This window comes from Vreelandella aquamarina (assembly GCF_044805175.1).
Taxonomy (GTDB): Bacteria; Pseudomonadota; Gammaproteobacteria; order Pseudomonadales; family Halomonadaceae; genus Vreelandella; species Vreelandella aquamarina_B.
Window position 1 is genome coordinate 1,088,767 of the sequence record NZ_CP085232.1, and the last position, 20,847, is coordinate 1,109,613.

The following is a 20,847-nucleotide window of genomic DNA, read 5'->3' on the forward strand; positions in this document are numbered from 1 at the left end:
AAAGCGCGACACAGGATAAGTCGTTTGGTGGATTAATCGATTAGCTCAACTGCTACGGCGGTGGCCTCGCCACCGCCAATGCACAGGCTTGCAATACCACGTTTGCCGCCTTTAGTACGCAACGCATGAATCAGCGTAGCGATAATGCGCGAGCCAGTGGAACCAATGGGGTGCCCTTGAGCGCAAGCGCCACCAAACACATTTACCTTTTCATGGGGTAAACCAAGGTCATCCATGGCCATGAGCGTGACGACGGCGAAGGCCTCATTAATCTCAAATAGATCCACATCGTTCACCCCCCAGCCAATTTTTTTCATCAGCTTTTCAATCGCTCCGACCGGGGCAATCGTAAATTCGCTGGGGTGGCGTGAGTGGGTAGCGTGGCCCAACATTTTTGCCAGTGGTTTAACACCATGGCGCTGCGCGGCTTCGTGGCTTGCTAAGATGAGCGCTGATGCACCATCGGAGATGGAGCTAGAGTTAGCGGCTGTAATGGTGCCATCTTTAGCAAATGCAGGACGCAGCTGACGTATCTTATCCAGCTTTGCCTGGAAAGGCTGTTCATCGTGGGAGACAACGGTTTCACCTTGGCGTGTAGTCACCGTTACAGGGGCCATTTCAGCATCTAAATGGCCGTTATTCGTCGCCGCCATTGCGCGCTCTAGAGAGGCAATAGCGAAATCGTCCAGCCGCTCACGGGTATAGCCGCGCTCAGTAGCCACATCTTGAGCAAAGACGCCCATCAATTTTCCGGTTTCGGCGTCTTCAAGACCATCTAGGAACATGTGGTCTTTTAGCTCGCCATGCCCCAGTCTATAGCCACCACGTGCCTTGGTGAGTACATGAGGCGCATTGGACATAGACTCCATACCGCCCGCCAATAAAACTTCTCCCGTACCAGCTTTGATCAAGTCATGAGCCAGCATGGTTGCTTTCATGCCAGAGCCGCAAAGCTTGTTAATGGTGGTGGCCCCGTTGGCATCGGGAATGCCAGCCTGACGCATGGCCTGGCGAGCTGGGCCTTGCTTGACTCCGGCGGGCAATACACAACCCATAATGCCCTCTTCGATGGCCGCGGCTTCGATGCCCGCGCGCTCAATAGCCGCGCGAATGGCAACGGCGGCCAGCTCAGGGGCGCTCATGCTGGAAAGGCTGCCCATCATGCCGCCCATAGGCGTGCGGGTGGCGGATAAAAAGACGATCTCGGTAGCGCTGCTCATTGCTTATCTCCTGATAGGTTTATTGTGATTATCTTGCTGAGGCATTCGCGATGCGTTGACCCGCTAGCGGTGCTGTGGTTTTCTCCTAGTTAACCAAGCAAGCGCTAGTGTAAATAATATGAATGTAATGAATGCATCTCCTCGCCGCAAGGAATTGACGCGCTTAGCAGCTCAGCTATTCGTCCAAGAGGGCTTTGACCGCACCACGGTACGTATGTTGGCCCAGGAAATGGGTATCAAGTCTGGGAGCCTGTTTCATCACTTCAAAGATAAACAGGAAATCTTGGCAGCCGTGATTGAAGAGGGTACGCAAAATGCACTAAATATCGCCAAAGCAGCACTACAAACGTGCCCAGATAATGCAGAAGCGCGTTTGCATGCAATGGCAAGAGCTCATCTGGAAACGCTGTTTGCGGACCGCAATGCTCACGTTGTGGCGCTCTTTGAGTGGCGCCGACTCGATCCTGCGGCCAGCGCTCATCTGAGTCATCTACGCGATGCCTATGAAGCCATGTGGGTAGAGGTGATTGATGATGCCTTGGCGGAAGGATTGATCCATGGAGATCGTTTTTTGGTATCCCGCTTTATTTTAGGTGCGTTGAACTGGACTGTACGTTGGTATGATCCCAATGGCCCACGTACTCCAGATGACCTCGCTGATGAGCTAGTGGCGATGATTATGTCGCGCTAAGCTGCTGGCGGTAACTCTCTTTAATCGACCAACGTCTAACCCCTTTACTACGCTTGTGGCTTGCGCTCTTGAGTAAATGCTTTTAGCGTTGGTCTATCGGCAGGCTTCCGTTAACGTAAACGGAGAATAGCGCCAACAATACGTGGAATCCTGCTTGTCCGAGTGCTCACGACCAACAACATAAGAGAGCCGTCATGACAGCAACATCAGCCTCATTACCTCAGTATTCAACCTTCCTAGAAAGTTTTTCCGTTGATAGCGTAGTCGCAAAGTTGGATGACCATCAGGATGGTTTTCTCAATGCTTTTGAAGCTTGCTGCGGCCGGCATGTACGCCAGGGGCGTGGCGATGTGCTGGCACTCGTGCATGAAGACACTCAGGGGCAAACGCATACCCTAACGTATGCTGAGCTTGACGACCAGAGTGGGAAATTGGCGGGCTGGTTTAAGAGCCAGGGGTTGGGAGAAGGCGATCGTATTGCTTGTATGCTGCCGCGCTCTACGTCTCTGCTGGTAGCCGTGTTAGCAACGTGGCGAATTGGTGCCGTATATCAACCGCTATTTACTGCTTTTGGCCCTGATGCGGTGGATTACCGGTTGGGACGTGCAGATACCAAGCTAGTGATCACAGATCATGCTAACCGCTATAAGTTTGACGGTTTAAGCCAGTGCCCACCAGTGTTAACCGTGGGTGGCGCTACGAGTGAACATGCTAATGACTATGACTGGCAGGCAGCGTTGACGTATACGTCAATGAGCGAAAAGCCTCCTAGGCTTTCTCCAGAAAAGCCGTTTCTACAGATGTTTACCTCAGGGACTGTTGGTAAGCCCAAAGGGGTAGCGGTTCCGCTATCGGGTATGACCGCATTTGCGCTCTATATGGAACTGGCGGTTGACCTCCGGGAGGACGATCGCTTCTGGAATATGGCTGATCCAGGCTGGGCCTACGGTCTCTATTACGCCATTGCTGGACCGCTGCTTTTGGGCGTAACAACTCATTTTTGTGAAGCGGGCTTCAGTGCTGAAGGTGCACTGGCGTTCATGAAGCGTCATCGTATTACCAATTTTGCAGCGGCACCTACTGCCTACCGGCTTATGAAAGCCTCCGGCTTATTTGACGACGCTTACCAAACGTTAACACTGCGAGCAGCCAGTTCTGCCGGCGAGCCGCTGAATACGGAGGTCGTTACTTGGGTTGAAAAATCACTGGGTTGTCCGGTGATGGATCATTACGGACAAACTGAGACAGGTATGACCTGTAATAACCACCACTCTCTTGAGCACCCTAAGCACGTTGGTGCTATGGGAGTGCCGATGCCAGGCTACCGACTAGCAATTTTAGATACTGAGTACAATGAACTCCCACCTGGGGAGCCAGGCGTGTTAGCGGTAGATATTAAAAACTCGCCAGCACACTTTTTCCAGGGTTATACCTGGCAGGAGAAAGATCCCTTCGTTAATGGTTATTATCTGACCGGCGATGTGGTCATTCGTAATGAAGATGGTTCGTTTCAGTTTGCGGGTCGCGATGATGACATTATTACCACTGCCGGTTATCGCGTTGGGCCTACAGATGTTGAAAATAGTGTGATGACACACCCAGCGGTTGCTGAATCTGCAGCGGTAGGGCAGCCGGATGAAATACGCGGTGAGATCATTAAATCCTATATCGTTCTGCGCGACGGCTACGAGCCGAGCGATGCGCTGGCGGAGGAGATTCGGCAACAGGTGCGTGAGCGGCTCTCAACCCATGCGTTCCCTCGGGTGATTGAGTTTGTTGATGAGCTACCCAAAACACCTAGCGGCAAAATCCAGCGCTTCAAACTACGCGCCCAGGCTGCTGAGCAAGTGCGCGACAACCCATAATTCATAGGAACAGTGCCATGCAGGTGAAGGATCATACGTTTTTGATTACCGGTGCCGCTTCAGGACTCGGTGCTGCCACAGCAGAGCGCCTGGTTGCGGCTGGCGCCAACGTGGTGCTATGCGACATGAGTGACCGAGTAGCGAGTTTAGCAGAGCGACTTGGCGAGCAGGCCAAAGCCTGTATTGCTGATATCACCTCTGCCGACGACATGCAGCAGGCGGTTGATACTGCGGTCGCGATGGGTGGCAAGCATGGGCTTTCGGGCGTGGTTCACTGTGCGGGGGTAGTGAGTGTTGCCAAGCTGGTGGATCGGGAAGGTGCGCCAGCTGATCTTGATAGCTATGCGCGTACTATTAATATCAACCTGGTAGGCACTTTTAATGTGATGCGGCTAGCTGCTGCTGCGATGGCCAAAAATCAGCCCAGCGACAGTGGCGAGCGAGGCGTGATCATTAATACAGCCTCTATTGCTGCATTTGATGGGCAAGTTGGCCAGTGTGCTTATAGCGCCTCTAAAGCAGGGGTGGTGGGGATGAGCCTCCCTGCGGCCAGAGAGCTGTCCCGTCATGCCATCCGAGTGATGGCGATTGCTCCAGGCGTTTTTGAAACACCGATGATGAGCGAAATCCCCGATGAGGCAGCTCAGGCGTTAGCGGCAGCGGTACCGTTCCCGAAGCGCTTGGGTAAACCCGAAGAGTTTGCCTTATTGGCTGAGCAAATTATTACTAACCCCATGCTCAATGGTGAGGTTATCCGTTTGGATGGCGGTATTCGTATGCAATAAGCCACGCTGAAAAACAGAGCGGCTTAAAGCCTGTCTGAGTTTCTCAGGCAGGCTTTTTTATTATGAAAAAACAAGGGAGTATAGCGATCACGACCAAAGTTGTAGCCGTTTTTGTGGTTTAATTCAAACGACTGCTTGACTGAGTTGGGTGGGCGCGCTAGTTTTCAAACATGTGTTTGAAAGTCGTATTGGATTCCAAATGGCTTTCAGCCCCCTATTTAGGAGAAGTGACATGCCCAGCTATCAAGCCCCTCTGCGTGACATGCGTTTCGTGATGGAGGAAATGTTTGACTATCCAAGCCACTACGCAGCTTTGCCCAATGGTGAGGAAGCATCTCCCGATGTGGTCAGCGCGATTTTGGAGGAGGGGGCTCGCTTTGCCCGTGAGGTACTGTTGCCACTTAATCAAAGCGGTGACGAAGAGGGGTGCTTGCTAGAGGGTGGCGAGGTAAAAGCGCCGAAAGGATTTAAAGAAGCCTATCAGCAGTATGTTGAAGGTGGCTGGCCGAGTTTGGCGGCCGACCCCGAGCAGGGTGGTCAAGGGCTTCCGCACTCGCTAGCAATGCTACTCTCTGAGATGATTTGCTCTACTAACCTGGCATGGGGCATGTACCCTGGATTGTCACATGGGGCAGCGGATGCGCTTCGCCACCACGGCACCGAGGAGCAGAAGGCTACTTACCTCACCAAGCTGGTAGAGGGCGTATGGACAGGCACTATGTGTCTGACTGAGCCGCACTGTGGTACCGACCTTGGGCTGATCAAAACCCGTGCAGTACCCGCTGAAGGTGATGTTTACCACATCACGGGCACCAAAATCTTTATTTCTGCGGGCGAGCACAATTTGGCAGAAAACATTGTGCATCTCGTTCTGGCGAAACTGCCGGATGCTCCCGAAGGCTCTAAAGGTATTTCGCTGTTTGTCGTGCCCAAGTTTTTGCCAGACGCCGAGGGCAACCCCGGTGAGCGTAACGGTGTCAGCTGTGGCTCCCTTGAGCACAAAATGGGCATTCATGGTAACGCGACCTGCGTCATGAACTTCGACGGGGCGACCGGCTACTTGGTCGGCGCGCCGAATAGAGGTCTGGCGTGCATGTTTACCATGATGAACGCTGCTCGCCTGGGTGTGGGTATCCAGGGGCTAGGCTTAATGGAAGCCAGCTTCCAAAACTCCTTGAGCTATGCGCGTGACCGTTTACAAATGCGAGCACTATCCGGTACCCAGGCACCTGATCAAGTCGCTGACCCTATCATCGTACACCCTGATGTGCGTCGTATGCTGCTTACTCAAAAAGCCTTCGCCGAAGGCGGTCGTATGCTAGTGCTGTATACCGCCCAGATGCTCGATATTGTTGAGCATGGCGCGCCTGGTGAAGAGAAGGAGCGTGCAGAAACTCTGCTAGGTTTGCTAACGCCCATTGTGAAAGCTTTCCTGACGGAGGTGGGTTTTGAAGCAACCAACGAAGGCGTGCAGATTTTTGGCGGCCACGGCTTCATTAAAGAGTGGGGCATGGAGCAGCTGGTGCGCGATTCGCGCATCACGCGCCTCTATGAGGGTACGACCGGTATTCAAGCGCTTGACCTGTTGGGGCGCAAGGTGCTGATGAGTCAGGGTGAATCGCTCAAAGCATTCACCAAAGAGATTCACAAGTTCTGCAAAGCAGAAGCAGATAACCCAGCACTCAAAGAGTTTATCGAGCCACTGGCGAAGCTGAATGCCGAGTGGGGCGAGCTCACTATGGGCATTGGAATGAAAGCGATGCAGGATCGTGAAGAGGTGGGTGCAGCCAGCGTCGATTACCTGATGTACTCGGGTTACGTCGCCGTCGCTTACCTATTCGCTCGGGCTGCTAAGCAGGCCGCTGCCTCGCTAGATAGTGAAGATACCGCTTTTTATAAAGCAAAATTGAATACTGCGCGCTTCTATTACCAGCGTTTGCTGCCACGCACCAAGGCGCACGCGGCAATGATGCAAGCCGGCGCTGGTAGCCTAATGGCCATTTCAAGTGAAGATTTTGGTCTAGGTTTTGAGATTTAAACCTAGGCGCTAACCTAGCACTCTCTGGTCAGGGTACTGATCGGTGGTTTGCGGCAGACTTGCCTTCGGCATTGTCTGCCGCTTTTTTTTGCAAAAACCTCTTGCCAACCCGGTCGCGAATCCGTAAAGTACGCATCCGCTGCCGGGGACGCCTAGCGTCACCAGCGGTGAAAGAGGTGAAAAACCTCTGGTTTTTCAGGAAGTTAGCGCCGTCTTGTTAGAGATGAGATTGCTCGCTTCCCTCGCTAAAAACAGCGGTTGACAAACACCACGGAATGCGTAGAATACGCCTTCCTCGCTGAGGCAACACGGTTCAGGTCATCGAGCCCACCTCGCGACACAGCTCTTTAACAATTTGATCAGGTAATTCATGTGGGCGCTTGCCGATGAGGGTGATAAATCACCAAAACATCAAGGCAAGCGACTCGTCAAACAGGCTTCGGCCTAATGAAGGAATTCGTTTGACCCTTGAGCCAAGTTTGGTTCGCTTCTGTCGCTTTGGCGACAGGCAAGAACCGCATAGATCTTAAACTGAAGAGTTTGATCATGGCTCAGATTGAACGCTGGCGGCAGGCCTAACACATGCAAGTCGAGCGGTAACAGATCCAGCTTGCTGGATGCTGACGAGCGGCGGACGGGTGAGTAATGCATAGGAATCTGCCCGATAGTGGGGGATAACCTGGGGAAACCCAGGCTAATACCGCATACGTCCTACGGGAGAAAGGGGGCTTTGGCTCCCGCTATCGGATGAGCCTATGTCGGATTAGCTAGTTGGTGAGGTAACGGCTCACCAAGGCGACGATCCGTAGCTGGTCTGAGAGGATGATCAGCCACATCGGGACTGAGACACGGCCCGAACTCCTACGGGAGGCAGCAGTGGGGAATATTGGACAATGGGCGCAAGCCTGATCCAGCCATGCCGCGTGTGTGAAGAAGGCCCTCGGGTTGTAAAGCACTTTCAGCGAGGAAGAACGCCTAGCGGTTAATACCCGCTAGGAAAGACATCACTCGCAGAAGAAGCACCGGCTAACTCCGTGCCAGCAGCCGCGGTAATACGGAGGGTGCGAGCGTTAATCGGAATTACTGGGCGTAAAGCGCGCGTAGGTGGCTTGATAAGCCGGTTGTGAAAGCCCCGGGCTCAACCTGGGAACGGCATCCGGAACTGTCAAGCTAGAGTGCAGGAGAGGAAGGTAGAATTCCCGGTGTAGCGGTGAAATGCGTAGAGATCGGGAGGAATACCAGTGGCGAAGGCGGCCTTCTGGACTGACACTGACACTGAGGTGCGAAAGCGTGGGTAGCAAACAGGATTAGATACCCTGGTAGTCCACGCCGTAAACGATGTCGACCAGCCGTTGGGTGCCTAGCGCACTTTGTGGCGAAGTTAACGCGATAAGTCGACCGCCTGGGGAGTACGGCCGCAAGGTTAAAACTCAAATGAATTGACGGGGGCCCGCACAAGCGGTGGAGCATGTGGTTTAATTCGATGCAACGCGAAGAACCTTACCTACTCTTGACATCCTGCGAATTCGGTAGAGATACCTTAGTGCCTTCGGGAACGCAGAGACAGGTGCTGCATGGCTGTCGTCAGCTCGTGTTGTGAAATGTTGGGTTAAGTCCCGTAACGAGCGCAACCCTTGTCCTTATTTGCCAGCGCGTAATGGCGGGAACTCTAAGGAGACTGCCGGTGACAAACCGGAGGAAGGTGGGGACGACGTCAAGTCATCATGGCCCTTACGAGTAGGGCTACACACGTGCTACAATGGTCGGTACAAAGGGTTGCGAGCTCGCGAGAGTCAGCCAATCCCGAAAAGCCGATCTCAGTCCGGATCGGAGTCTGCAACTCGACTCCGTGAAGTCGGAATCGCTAGTAATCGTAGATCAGAATGCTACGGTGAATACGTTCCCGGGCCTTGTACACACCGCCCGTCACACCATGGGAGTGGACTGCACCAGAAGTGGTTAGCCTAACGCAAGAGGGCGATCACCACGGTGTGGTTCATGACTGGGGTGAAGTCGTAACAAGGTAGCCGTAGGGGAACCTGCGGCTGGATCACCTCCTTAATCGATGACTCATCCTCGCGGTAAGCGCTCACAATGAATTACCTGATCAGAATGCTGTTGGTACGCAGTGATAAGCGTTTTCTTCATATTAAAAAAAGAGAAAAGACTTTTTAAAGCCCTTTCTTTTTCTTTTGATGTTGACAATACGATTCGTTTATCACTGCTTATAGCAGTCGCTCTTTAACAATGTATATCATGCTGACAAGAACGTTTTCGAACGTTCTTACGTAAATTGTTAAGTGATACGTCTCAAGCGTATCCGGCAATCGTTATCATTGCGAAATCCAGACCCCTTCGGGTTATAGGGTCAAGCAATGAAGCGCACACGGTGGATGCCTAGGCAGCCAGAGGCGATGAAAGACGTGGTAGCCTGCGATAAGGTTCGGTGAGGTGGCAAACAACCTGTGACCCGGACATCTCTGAATGGGGAAACCCACTCAGCACCAGCTGAGTATCCTACGCTGAATATATAGGCGTAGGAGGCGAACCAGGGGAACTGAAACATCTAAGTACCCTGAGGAAAAGAAATCAACCGAGATTCCCCTAGTAGCGGCGAGCGAACGGGGACCAGCCCTTAAGCGTGTGACGGATTAGGCGAACGTGCTGGGAAGCACGGCCATAGCGGGTGATAGCCCCGTAGCCGAAAATCTGATCACGTGAAATCGAGTAGGTCGGGGCACGAGAAACCTTGACTGAAGACGGGGGGACCATCCTCCAAGGCTAAATACTCCTGGCTGACCGATAGTGAACCAGTACCGTGAGGGAAAGGCGAAAAGAACCCCGGAGAGGGGAGTGAAATAGATCCTGAAACCGTGTGCGTACAAGCAGTAGGAGCGGACTTTGTTCCGTGACTGCGTACCTTTTGTATAATGGGTCAGCGACTTATATTCAGTGGCGAGGTTAACCGTATAGGGGAGCCGTAGGGAAACCGAGTCTTAACTGGGCGACACAGTCGCTGGATATAGACCCGAAACCGAGCGATCTATCCATGAGCAGGGTGAAGGTTGAGTAACATCAACTGGAGGCCCGAACCAGGATCTGTTGAAAAAGATTTGGATGACTTGTGGATCGGAGTGAAAGGCTAATCAAGCTCGGAGATAGCTGGTTCTCCTCGAAAGCTATTTAGGTAGCGCCTCACGTATCACCACCGGGGGTAGAGCACTGTTTCGGCTAGGGGGTCATCCCGACTTACCAACCCGAGGCAAACTCCGAATACCGGTGAGTGCCAGCGTGGGAGACACACGGCGGGTGCTAACGTCCGTCGTGAAAAGGGAAACAACCCAGACCGTCAGCTAAGGTCCCCAAATCCTGGTTAAGTGGGAAACGATGTGGGAAGGCTCAGACAGCTAGGAGGTTGGCTTAGAAGCAGCCATCCTTTAAAGAAAGCGTAATAGCTCACTAGTCGAGTCGGCCTGCGCGGAAGATGTAACGGGGCTAAACCAGGTACCGAAGCTACGGGTTCATCCTCTGGATGAGCGGTAGAGGAGCGTCGTGTAAGCCAATGAAGGTGTGTTGAGAAGCATGCTGGAGGTATCACGAGTGCGAATGCTGACATGAGTAACGATAAAGGGAGTGAAAAACTCCCTCGCCGGAAGACCAAGGGTTTCTGTTCGACGCTAATCGGAGCAGAGTGAGTCGGCCCCTAAGGCGAGGCCGAAAGGCGTAGTCGATGGGAAACGGGTCAATATTCCCGTACCGGACATGATTGCGATGGGGGGACGGAGAAGGCTAGGTGAGCCAGGCGTTGGTTGTCCTGGTGAAAGTCAGTAGGCTGGTGTCTTAGGTAAATCCGGGACGCCAAGGCCGAGAGACGAGACGAAGACACCCCGGTGTCGAAGTCATTGATGCCACGCTTCCAGGAAAAGCCTCTAAGCTTCAGATCATGTGCGACCGTACCCCAAACCGACACAGGTGGTCAGGGTGAGAATCCCAAGGCGCTTGAGAGAACTCGGGTGAAGGAACTAGGCAAAATGGTGCCGTAACTTCGGGAGAAGGCACGCCGGCGTAGGGTAAGGGAACTTGCTTCCTCAGCCCGAACCGGTCGAAGATACCAGGTGGCTGCAACTGTTTAGTAAAAACACAGCACTCTGCTAACGCGCAAGCGGACGTATAGGGTGTGACGCCTGCCCGGTGCCGGAAGGTTAAGTGATGGTGTTAGGCCTCGGCCGAAGCTCTTGATCGAAGCCCCGGTAAACGGCGGCCGTAACTATAACGGTCCTAAGGTAGCGAAATTCCTTGTCGGGTAAGTTCCGACCTGCACGAATGGCGTAATGATGGCCACGCTGTCTCCACCCGAGACTCAGTGAAATTGAAATCGCCGTGAAGATGCGGTGTACCCGCGGCTAGACGGAAAGACCCCGTGAACCTTTACTATAGCTTCACACTGGACGCTGATGTTGCCTGTGTAGGATAGCTGGGAGGCTTGGAAACCCGGACGCCAGTTCGGGTGGAGCCAACCTTGAAATACCAGCCTGGCATCATTGGCGTTCTCACTCAGGTCCGTGATCCGGATCGAGGACAGTGTGTGGTGGGTAGTTTGACTGGGGCGGTCTCCTCCCAAAGCGTAACGGAGGAGCACGAAGGTACCCTCAGCACGGTCGGACATCGTGCAATGAGTGCAAGAGCATAAGGGTGCTTGACTGCGAGACAGACACGTCGAGCAGGTGCGAAAGCAGGTTCTAGTGATCCGGTGGTTCTGTATGGAAGGGCCATCGCTCAACGGATAAAAGGTACTCCGGGGATAACAGGCTGATACCGCCCAAGAGTTCACATCGACGGCGGTGTTTGGCACCTCGATGTCGGCTCATCACATCCTGGGGCTGAAGTCGGTCCCAAGGGTATGGCTGTTCGCCATTTAAAGTGGTACGCGAGCTGGGTTTAGAACGTCGTGAGACAGTTCGGTCCCTATCTGCCGTGGGCGTTGGATGTTTGAGAAGAGCTGCTCCTAGTACGAGAGGACCGGAGTGGACGACCCTCTGGTGTTCCGGTTGTCACGCCAGTGGCATTGCCGGGTAGCTATGGTCGGACGGGATAACCGCTGAAGGCATCTAAGCGGGAAGCCCCCTTCAAGATGAGACATCCCCGAGGCCTTGAGCCTCCTAAAGGGCCCAGCGAGACCAGCTGGTTGATAGGCACGGTGTGGAAGCGCTGCAAGGCGTTGAGCTAACGTGTACTAATGGCCCGTGAGGCTTGACCCTATAACACCCAAGGGGTCTGGTCGCGATGATAACGACGAGTGGACAGCCACTCAGAACACCGGATACGCACGCGCAAGCCAAGGCTTGCCAAAGAGACGTCACTTAACACAGCATGATATGCATTACCTGTTACGCCTGACGACCATAGCACGCGTGAACCACCTGATCCCATGCCGAACTCAGCAGTGAAACCGCTTAGCGCCGATGGTAGTGTGGGGTCTCCCCATGCGAGAGTAGGTCATCGTCAGGCACCTATTCCACAAACCACCCAGCCAACCGGCTGGGTGGTTTGTTGATACCCAAAAAGCCCCGAGCATAGCGTGCTCGGGGCTTTTTGTTGTTTATCCGGTATCTCTTCGGGGTTTACCAATCCACCAGGTCTGTTAAAAGACGACGCGCTTAGAGCCAGCCATATAGAAAGTGCTATGATGCACGCCACCACGCGACCAGGGCTTCTCGTGTCGCGTTTATTGGTTGCATATTATGTTCGAGGTGAAAGGTGAGCGACACGGTACCCACGTCATGGCTGGTTTACTGCCGACCAGGCTTTGAGAGCGACGCGTTGGCAGAGATGCAGCACCATGCGAAGCGACAGGAGATTCCCTGTGAGCCTACGCTAGGAGAAGGCTGGGTAAGTCTGAAGCGCCAGGATGGCGAACCAATTAATGACCTGCACCGCCAAGCGGCTTTTAAACAACTTATATTTGCAAGGCAAAGCCTAGCGGCACTGCCTGCGTTGACACTGTCACGCGATGACCGCCTCACGGCTATGTTGGAGCAAATCAAAACGAGCCGGTGGAGCTTTGAAGAGATCTGGCACGAAACGCCCGATACCAATGATGGCAAAGCGTTAGCCGGTTTGATTAAAGCGCTAACAAAACCGCTTCAGAGCATGCTGAAAAAGCGTGGCGCGTTAAGGGGTAAAGCAGGCGGGCGGCGTTTGCATATCTTTTGGACCGATGGCGACCGTGTGCAGCTAGGGATGAGCTTTCCGGATAATCGCAGCGAGTTAATCAACGGTATCCGTCGGCTGCGCTTTCCTTCTCGAGCGCCTAGCCGTTCGACATTGAAGCTTGAAGAAGCCTGGCATGAGTTCATACCCCGGGATGAGTGGGATGACCGCCTATCAGCGCATATGCAGGCGGCAGACTTAGGCGCAGCGCCTGGCGGTTGGACGTGGCAGCTTGTACAGCGTGGTATGTATGTTTACGCCATTGATAATGGCCCGATGGACAAGCAGTTAATGGCGACGGGGCAGATTGACCATCTTCGGGAAGATGGATTTACCTGGGAGCCGCCCCAGCGTCTGGATTGGCTGGTATGCGATATTGTCGATAAGCCGGTTCGTGTCTTGGCGATGATCGAACGTTGGCTAACGCGCAAGTGGTGTCGGGAGGCTATTTTTAACCTTAAGCTACCCATGAAAAAACGCTGGGACGAGGTGACGCGTTGTTTGGTAACGTTAGAGGAAGCATTAGCAGCGGCGGGCGTAAGGGCTACGATTAGCTGCCGCCACCTCTATCATGACAGGGAAGAGGTGACGGTGCATGTTAGGCTGGCCCACTAATGCTTGGAGCAGCATTTGCGATCCACTAAGTTAGTAGCCCGGCTCATAAACGCGAATTGTTTCATCTTCTGTCAATAGCGGTAAAATACGCTGCATCGCCATGGCACGCTCTTCACTGGCGTGCCACTCTTTCCAGGCGCGCAAATCGCGCCATTTGGTGATCATTAAACGGCGGTCGGTGTGGCCAAGTTCAACCAGAGTTTCACCACCAACGAAGCCTCTGACGCCTAGTGAGACACGCATAGCCTCGCGCGCTGCTTGCTCATATTCGTCTTCTAAACCAGGCATAATGCGTCGTTCAATGATGACTTTTATCATAGTGTCTTTTCCTAACCGAGAGAGTCGATGACTGATAATACGGATGACCCCAACGCTTTTGATGCGGCGTTAGATACCACTGGGCTCTACTGCCCCGAGCCCATTATGCTGATGCATAACAAAGTGCGTGATATGGCATCAGGCCAAGTGCTGAAAGTAGTGGCGACTGACCCCGCTACCACGCGTGATGTGCCAAAGTTTTGTCAATTTTTAGGGCACGAGCTGCTCAATCAGCATAGTGCGGATGATCAGTACACCTACTTTATCCGCTTAGCGTGATTCTGTGGAGTCTGGGCAAGGCGCTCACCGACTAATGGTGGAGAGCCTTGCCTAGCAGGGAACTATACGCTCTCAGCGCTTGGCACCACCATCATGGCTAGCGCTTCTAACGTTGCAGGGTCCTCTTCCAGAATGCGGTTGGCAATATGCCGCTGGAAAAAGTAAACGGTTTGATGCTGGGAGTGGGCGTCGTAGAGGCATTTATCGCCAAGTAGAATGGGCGTCATCGTAGCTTTTTGCTCATCTGCCAGCAGCGCTTCTACACCACCATCGCTATACAGACGCCAGCCATACACCGGCTTCATGTGCCAGGGAGCACCGGGGTGGTTCATGCAGAGTGCGTGGGTGCCCAGGGTATCGGGTAGCTGCTGAATCAGCGTTACATCATGAGACGCTTCATACTCAAAATAGCTCGCTGCGGCAGTGAGTTCGTCGTACTTATGCTCGGGAGGAGTATCGAAGATCTCGTCTGTTTCCGGGTCGCGGTAACCGACGAAGAAGCCGCTTTCGGGGCTATCCAACTCATGGCAAGCTGCTAATGTCTCCATCCAGGGGACCAAGCCCACAACATTGCCGTCCTCTCGCAACCCCCAGGCAAGAATAGGAAGGCCGTAGTAGGTGTCGGGACTCGCAGCGAGCTGGTAGACCATCTCTAGTCCATCTAGCTCCGGTGCTAAACGGACTAAACACTTTCGCGCCTGCTGACGCTGACGCACGGTTTCCAGGTCGATGACCTGGGCAGAGCGAGTTGACAGGGATGCGCCCATAGTGTCCCTCCTTGTACTGCGTGGTCACGACATTGGCAGACAGCGGTTACCGCCTGCCGCTACCTTCACCAATAGCACAGCTTGACCGCAAGGTTAAGCGCAAACATGATTTTTAATCAGAAGCGCAGTGATGAAACGAGGCCTTTAGCTCTTGATGCTCTTCCCAAGTGTCCTGAAATTGTTGCCAAGGCGCATCGGGGTTATCCATAGAGAGCCAAGCCTTTTGATATTCGTTAACCGCTTTGGGCGGGTCGATAGGGTGGGCATCAATTAGCCGGTTCACACTAGTGAGCCACTGCTGTGAGCGTTGAACCAAGGCGGCGAGCCATGTCGGCTCATCTACGGATAAGCAGTGATGGGAGCTAGCTGGGTGTGCCAACAGTTGGTTAGCTTCGCTGAGCCGCTGCTCGGCGAGCAGTAGGGCGCGTAGCACCTCGGCGGTTAAGGGGCGCTCTTGTAGCGCTTTGAGGTGGCCTTCAAGCGTTGAGGAGTCTTGCTCCCAGGTGCTGCTAAACTGCTGGGCTACCATCTGCTCAAGGTAGTTAATTGCTTCAAGCTGATCGCGAAAATCAATCTCTTGCTGGAGAGGGAGCGGGCTGCTGGCTCTGGAGAAGCTCTTTTCCCACTCTTCAGAGTCGAAGATTGCATTCCAACTGACGGCAGGAAGTTGTTCCGTTTTTAGCTGGGTCAAATATGCCAAGCGCGCCCTGTCATCTTCATTGAGGCTATCCGGTACTTCACTATTCCAACATGCATCTAGCCGCTGCCAAAGTGTACGTTCATACAGCCAGTGCTGGCTAGGTGGCGCGACGCGGCCAAGCTGGTTATTGCGCGCCGCAATAAGAGAGGTAATTTGACACTCACGTAGGGCATAGATATTGAGAATGCCATCCCGGGTGTCTGGGATGTCGATCAAACGCTGCTGGCGTTCAGGAAAATCGCCAATATTACGTGGCTCCAGGCGTTCAGGGGGAGTGGTATTGAGCGCATCAGCGAGCTGCCTGTGATAGTTTGCCCAAGCCTGGTCAGCGCTGTTATCACCGCATCCGACCAGCATTAGGCTAGCCGCTGCGGCTAACCCGATACGGAAAAATCGTTGGGAAGGCATGGATTACTCCTGTTGACTGATCTTTTTCAATCGCCAAGCTAGTAAAACAGCGGCAGTGCTAAGGCCCGCAATGAGCCCAATCCAGTAACCGTGTACACCTAGCGGCTCAGCCATGCCGCTAATGCCGTAGGTGCCTAGCCAATGTCCGCCCCCCAAGCCGACAACCCAATATGAGAGCACGGTAATGACCATCACAATACGCGTATCTTTATAGCCCCGTAACGCGCCGGCTAAATTGACCTGCAGTGAGTCAGACAGCTGGAAAATAACGGCTAAGGCAATAATCGTCAGCGCTAATGCCTGGATATCCGCATTCGATGTATAAAGCGAGATCACGGGTGCTGCAGTAAACCATAAAAGCGTGCTGTTGATAGCCGCCACAATGACGCTAATGGTAATGCCATTCCAGGCCACTTTACGCGCCATGGCTAACCGTTTTTGGCCCAAGGTATTACCCACCCTAACTGTCAGTGCCATGCTTAACGACATTGGCAGCATAAATAGAATGGTGGTGTAACTAAGGGCGATTTGGTGGGCGCCCACGGTGACTTCTCCGAAACTGGCAATAAATAGCGCGATGAGTGTAAATAGCGTCACTTCGACAAAAATGGCGACTCCAATGGGCACGCCCACCACTGCTAATTCACGAATGCCTGCCAGTTGCGGAGGTGTAAACCGTTGCCAAAGCGAAACGCTACGATAAACATCCCCCCGACGAGTATAGAGTGCCATGGTAATGGCCATCGTCCACATGGAAATAGCAGTAGCGATGCCGCAGCCAAAGGCACCCAAGGCCGGTAGCTGTTGCAAACGCTCGGGAGTGCCTGTGCCAAACAGGGCTACTAGCCCCTCGCCGCCGTAAATAAGCAAATAGTTACAGGGAATATTAACGGCAAGCCCTACAAGGCTAATCCAGAGAGCGGGGCGCGTGTGGTTCATGCCATCCGAAAAGGCCCGCAATGCTTGAAAGAGGGCGACGCCTGGCATGCCAAAGGCAACCGCGCTGAGATAGGCAGCAGACTCTTGGGCAACGCTGGGCGGCACGTTCATGAGTTCAAAAATAGGTGCTACTGTTTTCCACAATAGAACGGCAGCAACCACTCCTAACGCCAAGGCGACCCAAAGGGCTTGATGCACCGCAGGGCGAATGTCGTCATTACGCTGGCCTCCCAACAGGTGAGCCACAATCGGTGTTAACCCCATAAGCGTGCCAGTCATAAATAGCATGAGTGGCATCCATAAGCTGGAGCCTACCGATACAGCTGCCAGGTCGGTAGCATTGTGTCGACCTGTCATCATGACATCGACCACGCTCATGCCTGCCTGTGCTAGCTGTGCACCGCAAATAGGCAGCGCTAATGCGACGAGAGTGCGTGTTTCCGGCCAATAGATCGTTTTAATATCGCTGGTAAAGCCGCCCAAAGTATGGCTCCTCGCTAGCCAAAAGACTTAAGAAAAGCCGTTAGAGTAGCAGGAGTCTCTGTGCTTTGCTGTCCCCTCTTTAGCTTACTGAAGCACGGCAGGTATACTGCGCAAAATGAATGGAAAAAGTGGCAATATGATAACGCAAGAGCAAGAGCGTTGGACGCTTGATGATATTATGGCGCTGTTTGATGGCGTTTTTTCAGAGCGCTTTCAGACCCGCTTGGTGAAAGGGGGAGATGAGCCGCTATATCGTCCGGCAACTGCCCAAACGCCTTACCACCAAGTGATTTTTGCGCGCGGTTTTTTTGCGAGCGCGCTGCACGAAATTAGCCATTGGTGTATTGCAGGTGAAAAACGCAGGCAGTTGGAGGATTACGGCTATTGGTATCTACCCGATGGTCGCAACGCTGAACAGCAGCAAGCGTTTGAAAAAGCCGAAATTGCCCCCCAGGCGCTAGAGCAGCTATTCACACAGGCCTGCGGGCGCACGTTTCACGTTAGCGTTGATAATTTAGGTGGCGAGGCGGAGGTAGATCGCGGTGCCTTTGCGAAGAAAGTGGCCGACAGGGCGCAGCGCTACTTAGAGGAAGGGCTACCGCAGCGCGCCCATGCCTTTTATGTGGCATTGACGCGTTACTATCAACATAACGATACGCTTGAACAGGCTACCGCAAGGGGAAGGGCGTTACTTGAAGCCGCCGCTATCAGCGCTTAATCCTTTTCACTAAGCTGCCGATGCAGGACGAGCATGACCTCAATTTCATGCTCGGGGCGCATAGGCTCTAGTCCTAGGTCATTAAACGCATCGCTACGCAGGCGGTGCCACTCGCCTGGGCTTAAGTGCTCATACAGCACCTGTGCGGGGGCCAGTTCCACAAATGGGTCCAAGCCGTAGGTATCAAATAGGCGAGTGAGTGCCTCTTCATCGCTACTGTTATCGCTGGTATATAGCGTGGCAGAGAAGTGATCATTCTCTAGCTCACGGATCACGTCCAGAGGGCTAACGCCTAGGCTCTCCAACTCCTCAATGCTGTAGGCACCCATCACATTACTATCTTCGCTGATCCAGCTGTCATCGGGTTGGATCAGCGTTTGTTTAATGCGCCCGTCGGGTAGCGACCATGCAATAGAGAGCGGCAAACCATTATCTTCGCCTGTCTCAATAGCAATAAATCCAGGATAGTCAGCCACGTAATTGCTCCTTTTAAGTGTCCGCTTCAATACGGAAAAAACGTTGGGCGGTACGCGTTGTTGTCGCACCCAGTTCAGTCTCACTTACGCTATGCCAGCGGGCTATTTCTTTTACAATCCAGGGAAGCAGCGCTGGCTCATGGCGGCGGCCTTTCAACTTGGCAGGCAAATTGCGTGGCAGCAGGTAAGGGCAATCGGTTTCTACCATTAATCGCTCCAGCGGAATATCGCGCACCATGTCGCGCAAATGGTGGCCCCGGCGCTCATCGCAAATCCAGCCGGTTAAGCCGATATGCAGGTCTAAATCCAGATAGCCATGCAGCGTCTCTTGGTCTGCGGTAAAGCAATGTATCACCGCATCGCTAATATCATCTCGCCAGCGACGCAGTATATCGCGCATCCGCGAGCCCGCGTCCCGCTCATGTAGAAACAGCGGCAAGCCGCTTTCGGCTGCCAGCGCTAGCTGCGCTTCAAAGGCGTGCTCTTGCTCACGGGGCGTCGAAAAGTTGCGATTAAAATCGAGTCCACACTCACCAACGGCGACTACTTCAGGCAAATGGTAGAGTGCGCGCATCTCCTGAGCAATCGTTTCATCCCACCCGCTGGCATCATGAGGATGAACCCCCGCCGTTGCATAAAGCCCCTCGAACTCCTGGGCCATCCGCACCGCCTGCTTAGCATGGGAGACGTCCGTGCCAGTGACGATAAGAGTCGTCACATTTGCGGATTTGGCCCTGGTAATTACTTCGCCAAGGTCGCGCTGAAAGCTCTCATGGGTCAAGTTCGCGCCAATATCCACAAGCGGCGTTGTGGGGCGAAACCGCAGCGCCTCGGGCAAAAAGCTATCGTCTTCTCTGCTTGTCAAAGCATCCACCTCCGCTACCTACGATGAACGCTATTGTAACGTTAGCCGCCTGTAACCACTAATGCTCTCTCCACAAGAGCGCGGTACGAATGGCACGAATTGCAAAAAAACTGGCTCATTAGGTGAACAGAAAATAGGTTTTTACTTTTACTATGCAAGTGCTTCAACAAAAAATGCACAGTAAATACTGACCGAATAACAACAATAGGTAGGTATACAACATGCAATTATCACGTCGCTTTGCTATGACTGTTCTATCTGCAGCGGTTATGACAGTTATCTATACGCCTCAGTTAGCTGCTAATGAAGGAATTTCAGATAACGAGATTCGTATCGGCTATCTTGCTGATATGTTAGGTGTTTACCGTGATCCGATTGGGCCGCTTGGTGAAGAAGCCATCAACATGGCAGTAGAAGATGTTGGCGGTAGCGTACAAGGTGCCAACATTGTTGTTTTCAGTGCGGATGATCGAAATAGCCCTGATGTGGGATCGAGTGTGGTTCGTGAATGGATTGATGAACGCAATGTCGATATGGTCACCGGCTTAGTGGCGTCATCAGTTACATTGGCGGCAGTCAGCCTATTACAAGAGGCGGATAAACTGGGGTTGGTGAATGGCGCCGTTTCATCGGGTGTCACAAATGAGCATTGTTCACCTAATCATATTCACTGGGTCTACGATACCTGGGCAATGTCAAATGGCACAGCTAAAGCTATCACCGAAGAGGGCTATAAAAATTGGTACCTGTTAAGCGCTGACTACTCATTTGGGCACGCACTGGAAGCAGACGTAGAGCGCGTGGTCACTGAAAATGGCGGTACCATTGTGGGGCGCGCACGCCACCCATTCCCAAATAACGATTTCTCCTCTTTTATGCTGCAAGCCCAAGCCTCGGGCGCTGATGTCATTGCATTAAACAATGCAGGGGGAGACACCATTAATGCAGTGCAAACAGCGGGAGAGTTTGGCATTACGCAAGCAGGGCAGGTGTTGGCCGGCATGGTGCTATTCAGTACCGATATACGCAGTATTGGGCTTGAAAATGCCCAAGGCTTGCAGTTTACCAAAGCATGGTATTACGACCTAAATGAAGAGACGCGTGCGTGGGCGGAGCGCTTTCGTGAACGCACAGGCAGTATGCCCACCATGGTTCATGCTGGGCTTTACTCCAGTACTCGCCACTACTTAGAAGCCATTGAGGCGGTAGGAACAGACGATACCCACACAGTTCGTCAGCAGATGGCAGATACACCGATCAACGATATTTTCGCCAAGAACGGCTATATCCGTGAAGACGGCCGCATGGTGCATGATATGTATCTTGTGGAAGTGAAAACACCGGAAGAATCTGCCGATGAAGATGATCTGTTTCGTGTTGTTCGCACCATCCCCGCAGAAGAGGCTTTTCGCCCCCTCTCAGAGAGTGTTTGCCCGCTTGTAACCGGTTAATCAACGGCTTGAGGCCTTT

At 53.2% G+C, this 20,847-nt stretch carries 15 protein-coding genes and 3 rRNA genes; 11 read left to right on the forward strand and 7 right to left on the reverse strand.

Going from position 1 to position 20,847, the window contains the following annotated elements; all coding sequences use genetic code 11:
• Positions 1-32: 32 nt before the first annotated feature.
• Positions 33-1,220 (reverse strand): acetyl-CoA C-acyltransferase, encoded by a 1,188-nt coding sequence (locus tag LG300_RS05105; protein ID WP_404377312.1) that lies wholly within the window; start codon positions 1,218-1,220, stop codon positions 33-35.
• Positions 1,221-1,347: 127 nt separating this feature from the next.
• On the opposite strand from LG300_RS05105, the gene LG300_RS05110 reads away from it, so the two are divergent.
• From LG300_RS05110 to rlmM, 8 genes are all read left to right on the forward strand, one after another.
• The gene (locus LG300_RS05110) at positions 1,348-1,911 is read left to right on the forward strand and encodes a TetR/AcrR family transcriptional regulator (protein ID WP_404377313.1); all 564 of its coding nucleotides are present in this window, start codon (positions 1,348-1,350) and stop codon (positions 1,909-1,911) included.
• Positions 1,912-2,105: 194 nt separating this feature from the next.
• Entirely contained in the window at positions 2,106-3,776 is a 1,671-nt protein-coding gene (locus LG300_RS05115; protein WP_404377314.1) for an AMP-binding protein, read from the forward strand.
• A 17-nt stretch (positions 3,777-3,793) separates the two neighbouring features.
• Positions 3,794-4,561 (forward strand): SDR family NAD(P)-dependent oxidoreductase, encoded by a 768-nt coding sequence (locus LG300_RS05120; RefSeq protein WP_404377316.1) that lies wholly within the window; start codon positions 3,794-3,796, stop codon positions 4,559-4,561.
• Between the two features lie 232 nt (positions 4,562-4,793).
• The gene (locus LG300_RS05125; protein ID WP_404377317.1) at positions 4,794-6,599 is read left to right on the forward strand and encodes an acyl-CoA dehydrogenase C-terminal domain-containing protein; all 1,806 of its coding nucleotides are present in this window, start codon (positions 4,794-4,796) and stop codon (positions 6,597-6,599) included.
• A gap of 528 nt (positions 6,600-7,127) precedes the next feature.
• Positions 7,128-8,660, forward strand: a 16S ribosomal RNA gene (locus LG300_RS05130).
• Between the two features lie 305 nt (positions 8,661-8,965).
• Positions 8,966-11,857 (forward strand): 23S ribosomal RNA (locus LG300_RS05135).
• A gap of 134 nt (positions 11,858-11,991) precedes the next feature.
• Positions 11,992-12,107: ribosomal RNA gene (rrf, locus tag LG300_RS05140) — 5S ribosomal RNA — on the forward strand.
• The 16S, 23S and 5S rRNA genes sit together here, the layout of an rRNA operon.
• A 249-nt stretch (positions 12,108-12,356) precedes the next feature.
• Positions 12,357-13,424 (forward strand): 23S rRNA (cytidine(2498)-2'-O)-methyltransferase RlmM, encoded by a 1,068-nt coding sequence (gene rlmM / locus LG300_RS05145; protein ID WP_404377318.1) that lies wholly within the window; start codon positions 12,357-12,359, stop codon positions 13,422-13,424.
• Positions 13,425-13,454: 30 nt separating this feature from the next.
• Here rlmM and LG300_RS05150 read toward each other — a convergent pair whose 3' ends face one another.
• Entirely contained in the window at positions 13,455-13,742 is a 288-nt protein-coding gene (locus tag LG300_RS05150) for an antibiotic biosynthesis monooxygenase family protein (protein ID WP_404377319.1), read from the reverse strand.
• A gap of 27 nt (positions 13,743-13,769) precedes the next feature.
• Between LG300_RS05150 and tusA the strand changes: the two genes are divergently transcribed.
• Positions 13,770-14,021 (forward strand): sulfurtransferase TusA, encoded by a 252-nt coding sequence (gene tusA / locus LG300_RS05155; protein ID WP_404377320.1) that lies wholly within the window; start codon positions 13,770-13,772, stop codon positions 14,019-14,021.
• Between the two features lie 62 nt (positions 14,022-14,083).
• Here the strand turns inward: tusA and LG300_RS05160 are convergent, their stop codons facing one another.
• The 3 genes from LG300_RS05160 to LG300_RS05170 all read right to left on the reverse strand — a co-directional run bounded on the left by LG300_RS05160 (position 14,084) and on the right by LG300_RS05170 (position 17,318).
• Positions 14,084-14,788, reverse strand: coding sequence for a hypothetical protein (locus LG300_RS05160; protein ID WP_404377321.1), 705 nt, complete (start codon positions 14,786-14,788; stop codon positions 14,084-14,086).
• A gap of 112 nt (positions 14,789-14,900) precedes the next feature.
• Positions 14,901-15,896, reverse strand: coding sequence for a DUF3080 family protein (locus LG300_RS05165; protein ID WP_404377322.1), 996 nt, complete (start codon positions 15,894-15,896; stop codon positions 14,901-14,903).
• A gap of 3 nt (positions 15,897-15,899) precedes the next feature.
• Positions 15,900-17,318: an MATE family efflux transporter gene (locus tag LG300_RS05170; protein ID WP_404377323.1), complete on the reverse strand. Its 1,419-nt coding sequence runs from the start codon at positions 17,316-17,318 to the stop codon at positions 15,900-15,902.
• Between the two features lie 136 nt (positions 17,319-17,454).
• Between LG300_RS05170 and LG300_RS05175 the strand changes: the two genes are divergently transcribed.
• Positions 17,455-18,036, forward strand: coding sequence for an elongation factor P hydroxylase (locus tag LG300_RS05175; RefSeq protein ID WP_404377324.1), 582 nt, complete (start codon positions 17,455-17,457; stop codon positions 18,034-18,036).
• Here the strand turns inward: LG300_RS05175 and LG300_RS05180 are convergent.
• Together LG300_RS05180 and LG300_RS05185 are read right to left on the reverse strand one after the other, a co-directional pair.
• The gene (locus LG300_RS05180) at positions 18,033-18,512 is read right to left on the reverse strand and encodes a hypothetical protein (RefSeq protein ID WP_404377325.1); all 480 of its coding nucleotides are present in this window, start codon (positions 18,510-18,512) and stop codon (positions 18,033-18,035) included. The genes LG300_RS05175 and LG300_RS05180 overlap by 4 nt on opposite strands.
• A gap of 13 nt (positions 18,513-18,525) precedes the next feature.
• The gene (locus LG300_RS05185) at positions 18,526-19,377 is read right to left on the reverse strand and encodes a TatD family hydrolase (protein WP_404377326.1); all 852 of its coding nucleotides are present in this window, start codon (positions 19,375-19,377) and stop codon (positions 18,526-18,528) included.
• A 221-nt stretch (positions 19,378-19,598) separates the two neighbouring features.
• Here LG300_RS05185 and LG300_RS05190 point away from each other — a divergent pair, with 221 nt between their 5' ends.
• Positions 19,599-20,828: an ABC transporter substrate-binding protein gene (locus LG300_RS05190; RefSeq protein ID WP_404377327.1), complete on the forward strand. Its 1,230-nt coding sequence runs from the start codon at positions 19,599-19,601 to the stop codon at positions 20,826-20,828.
• Positions 20,829-20,847 lie beyond the last annotated feature (19 nt).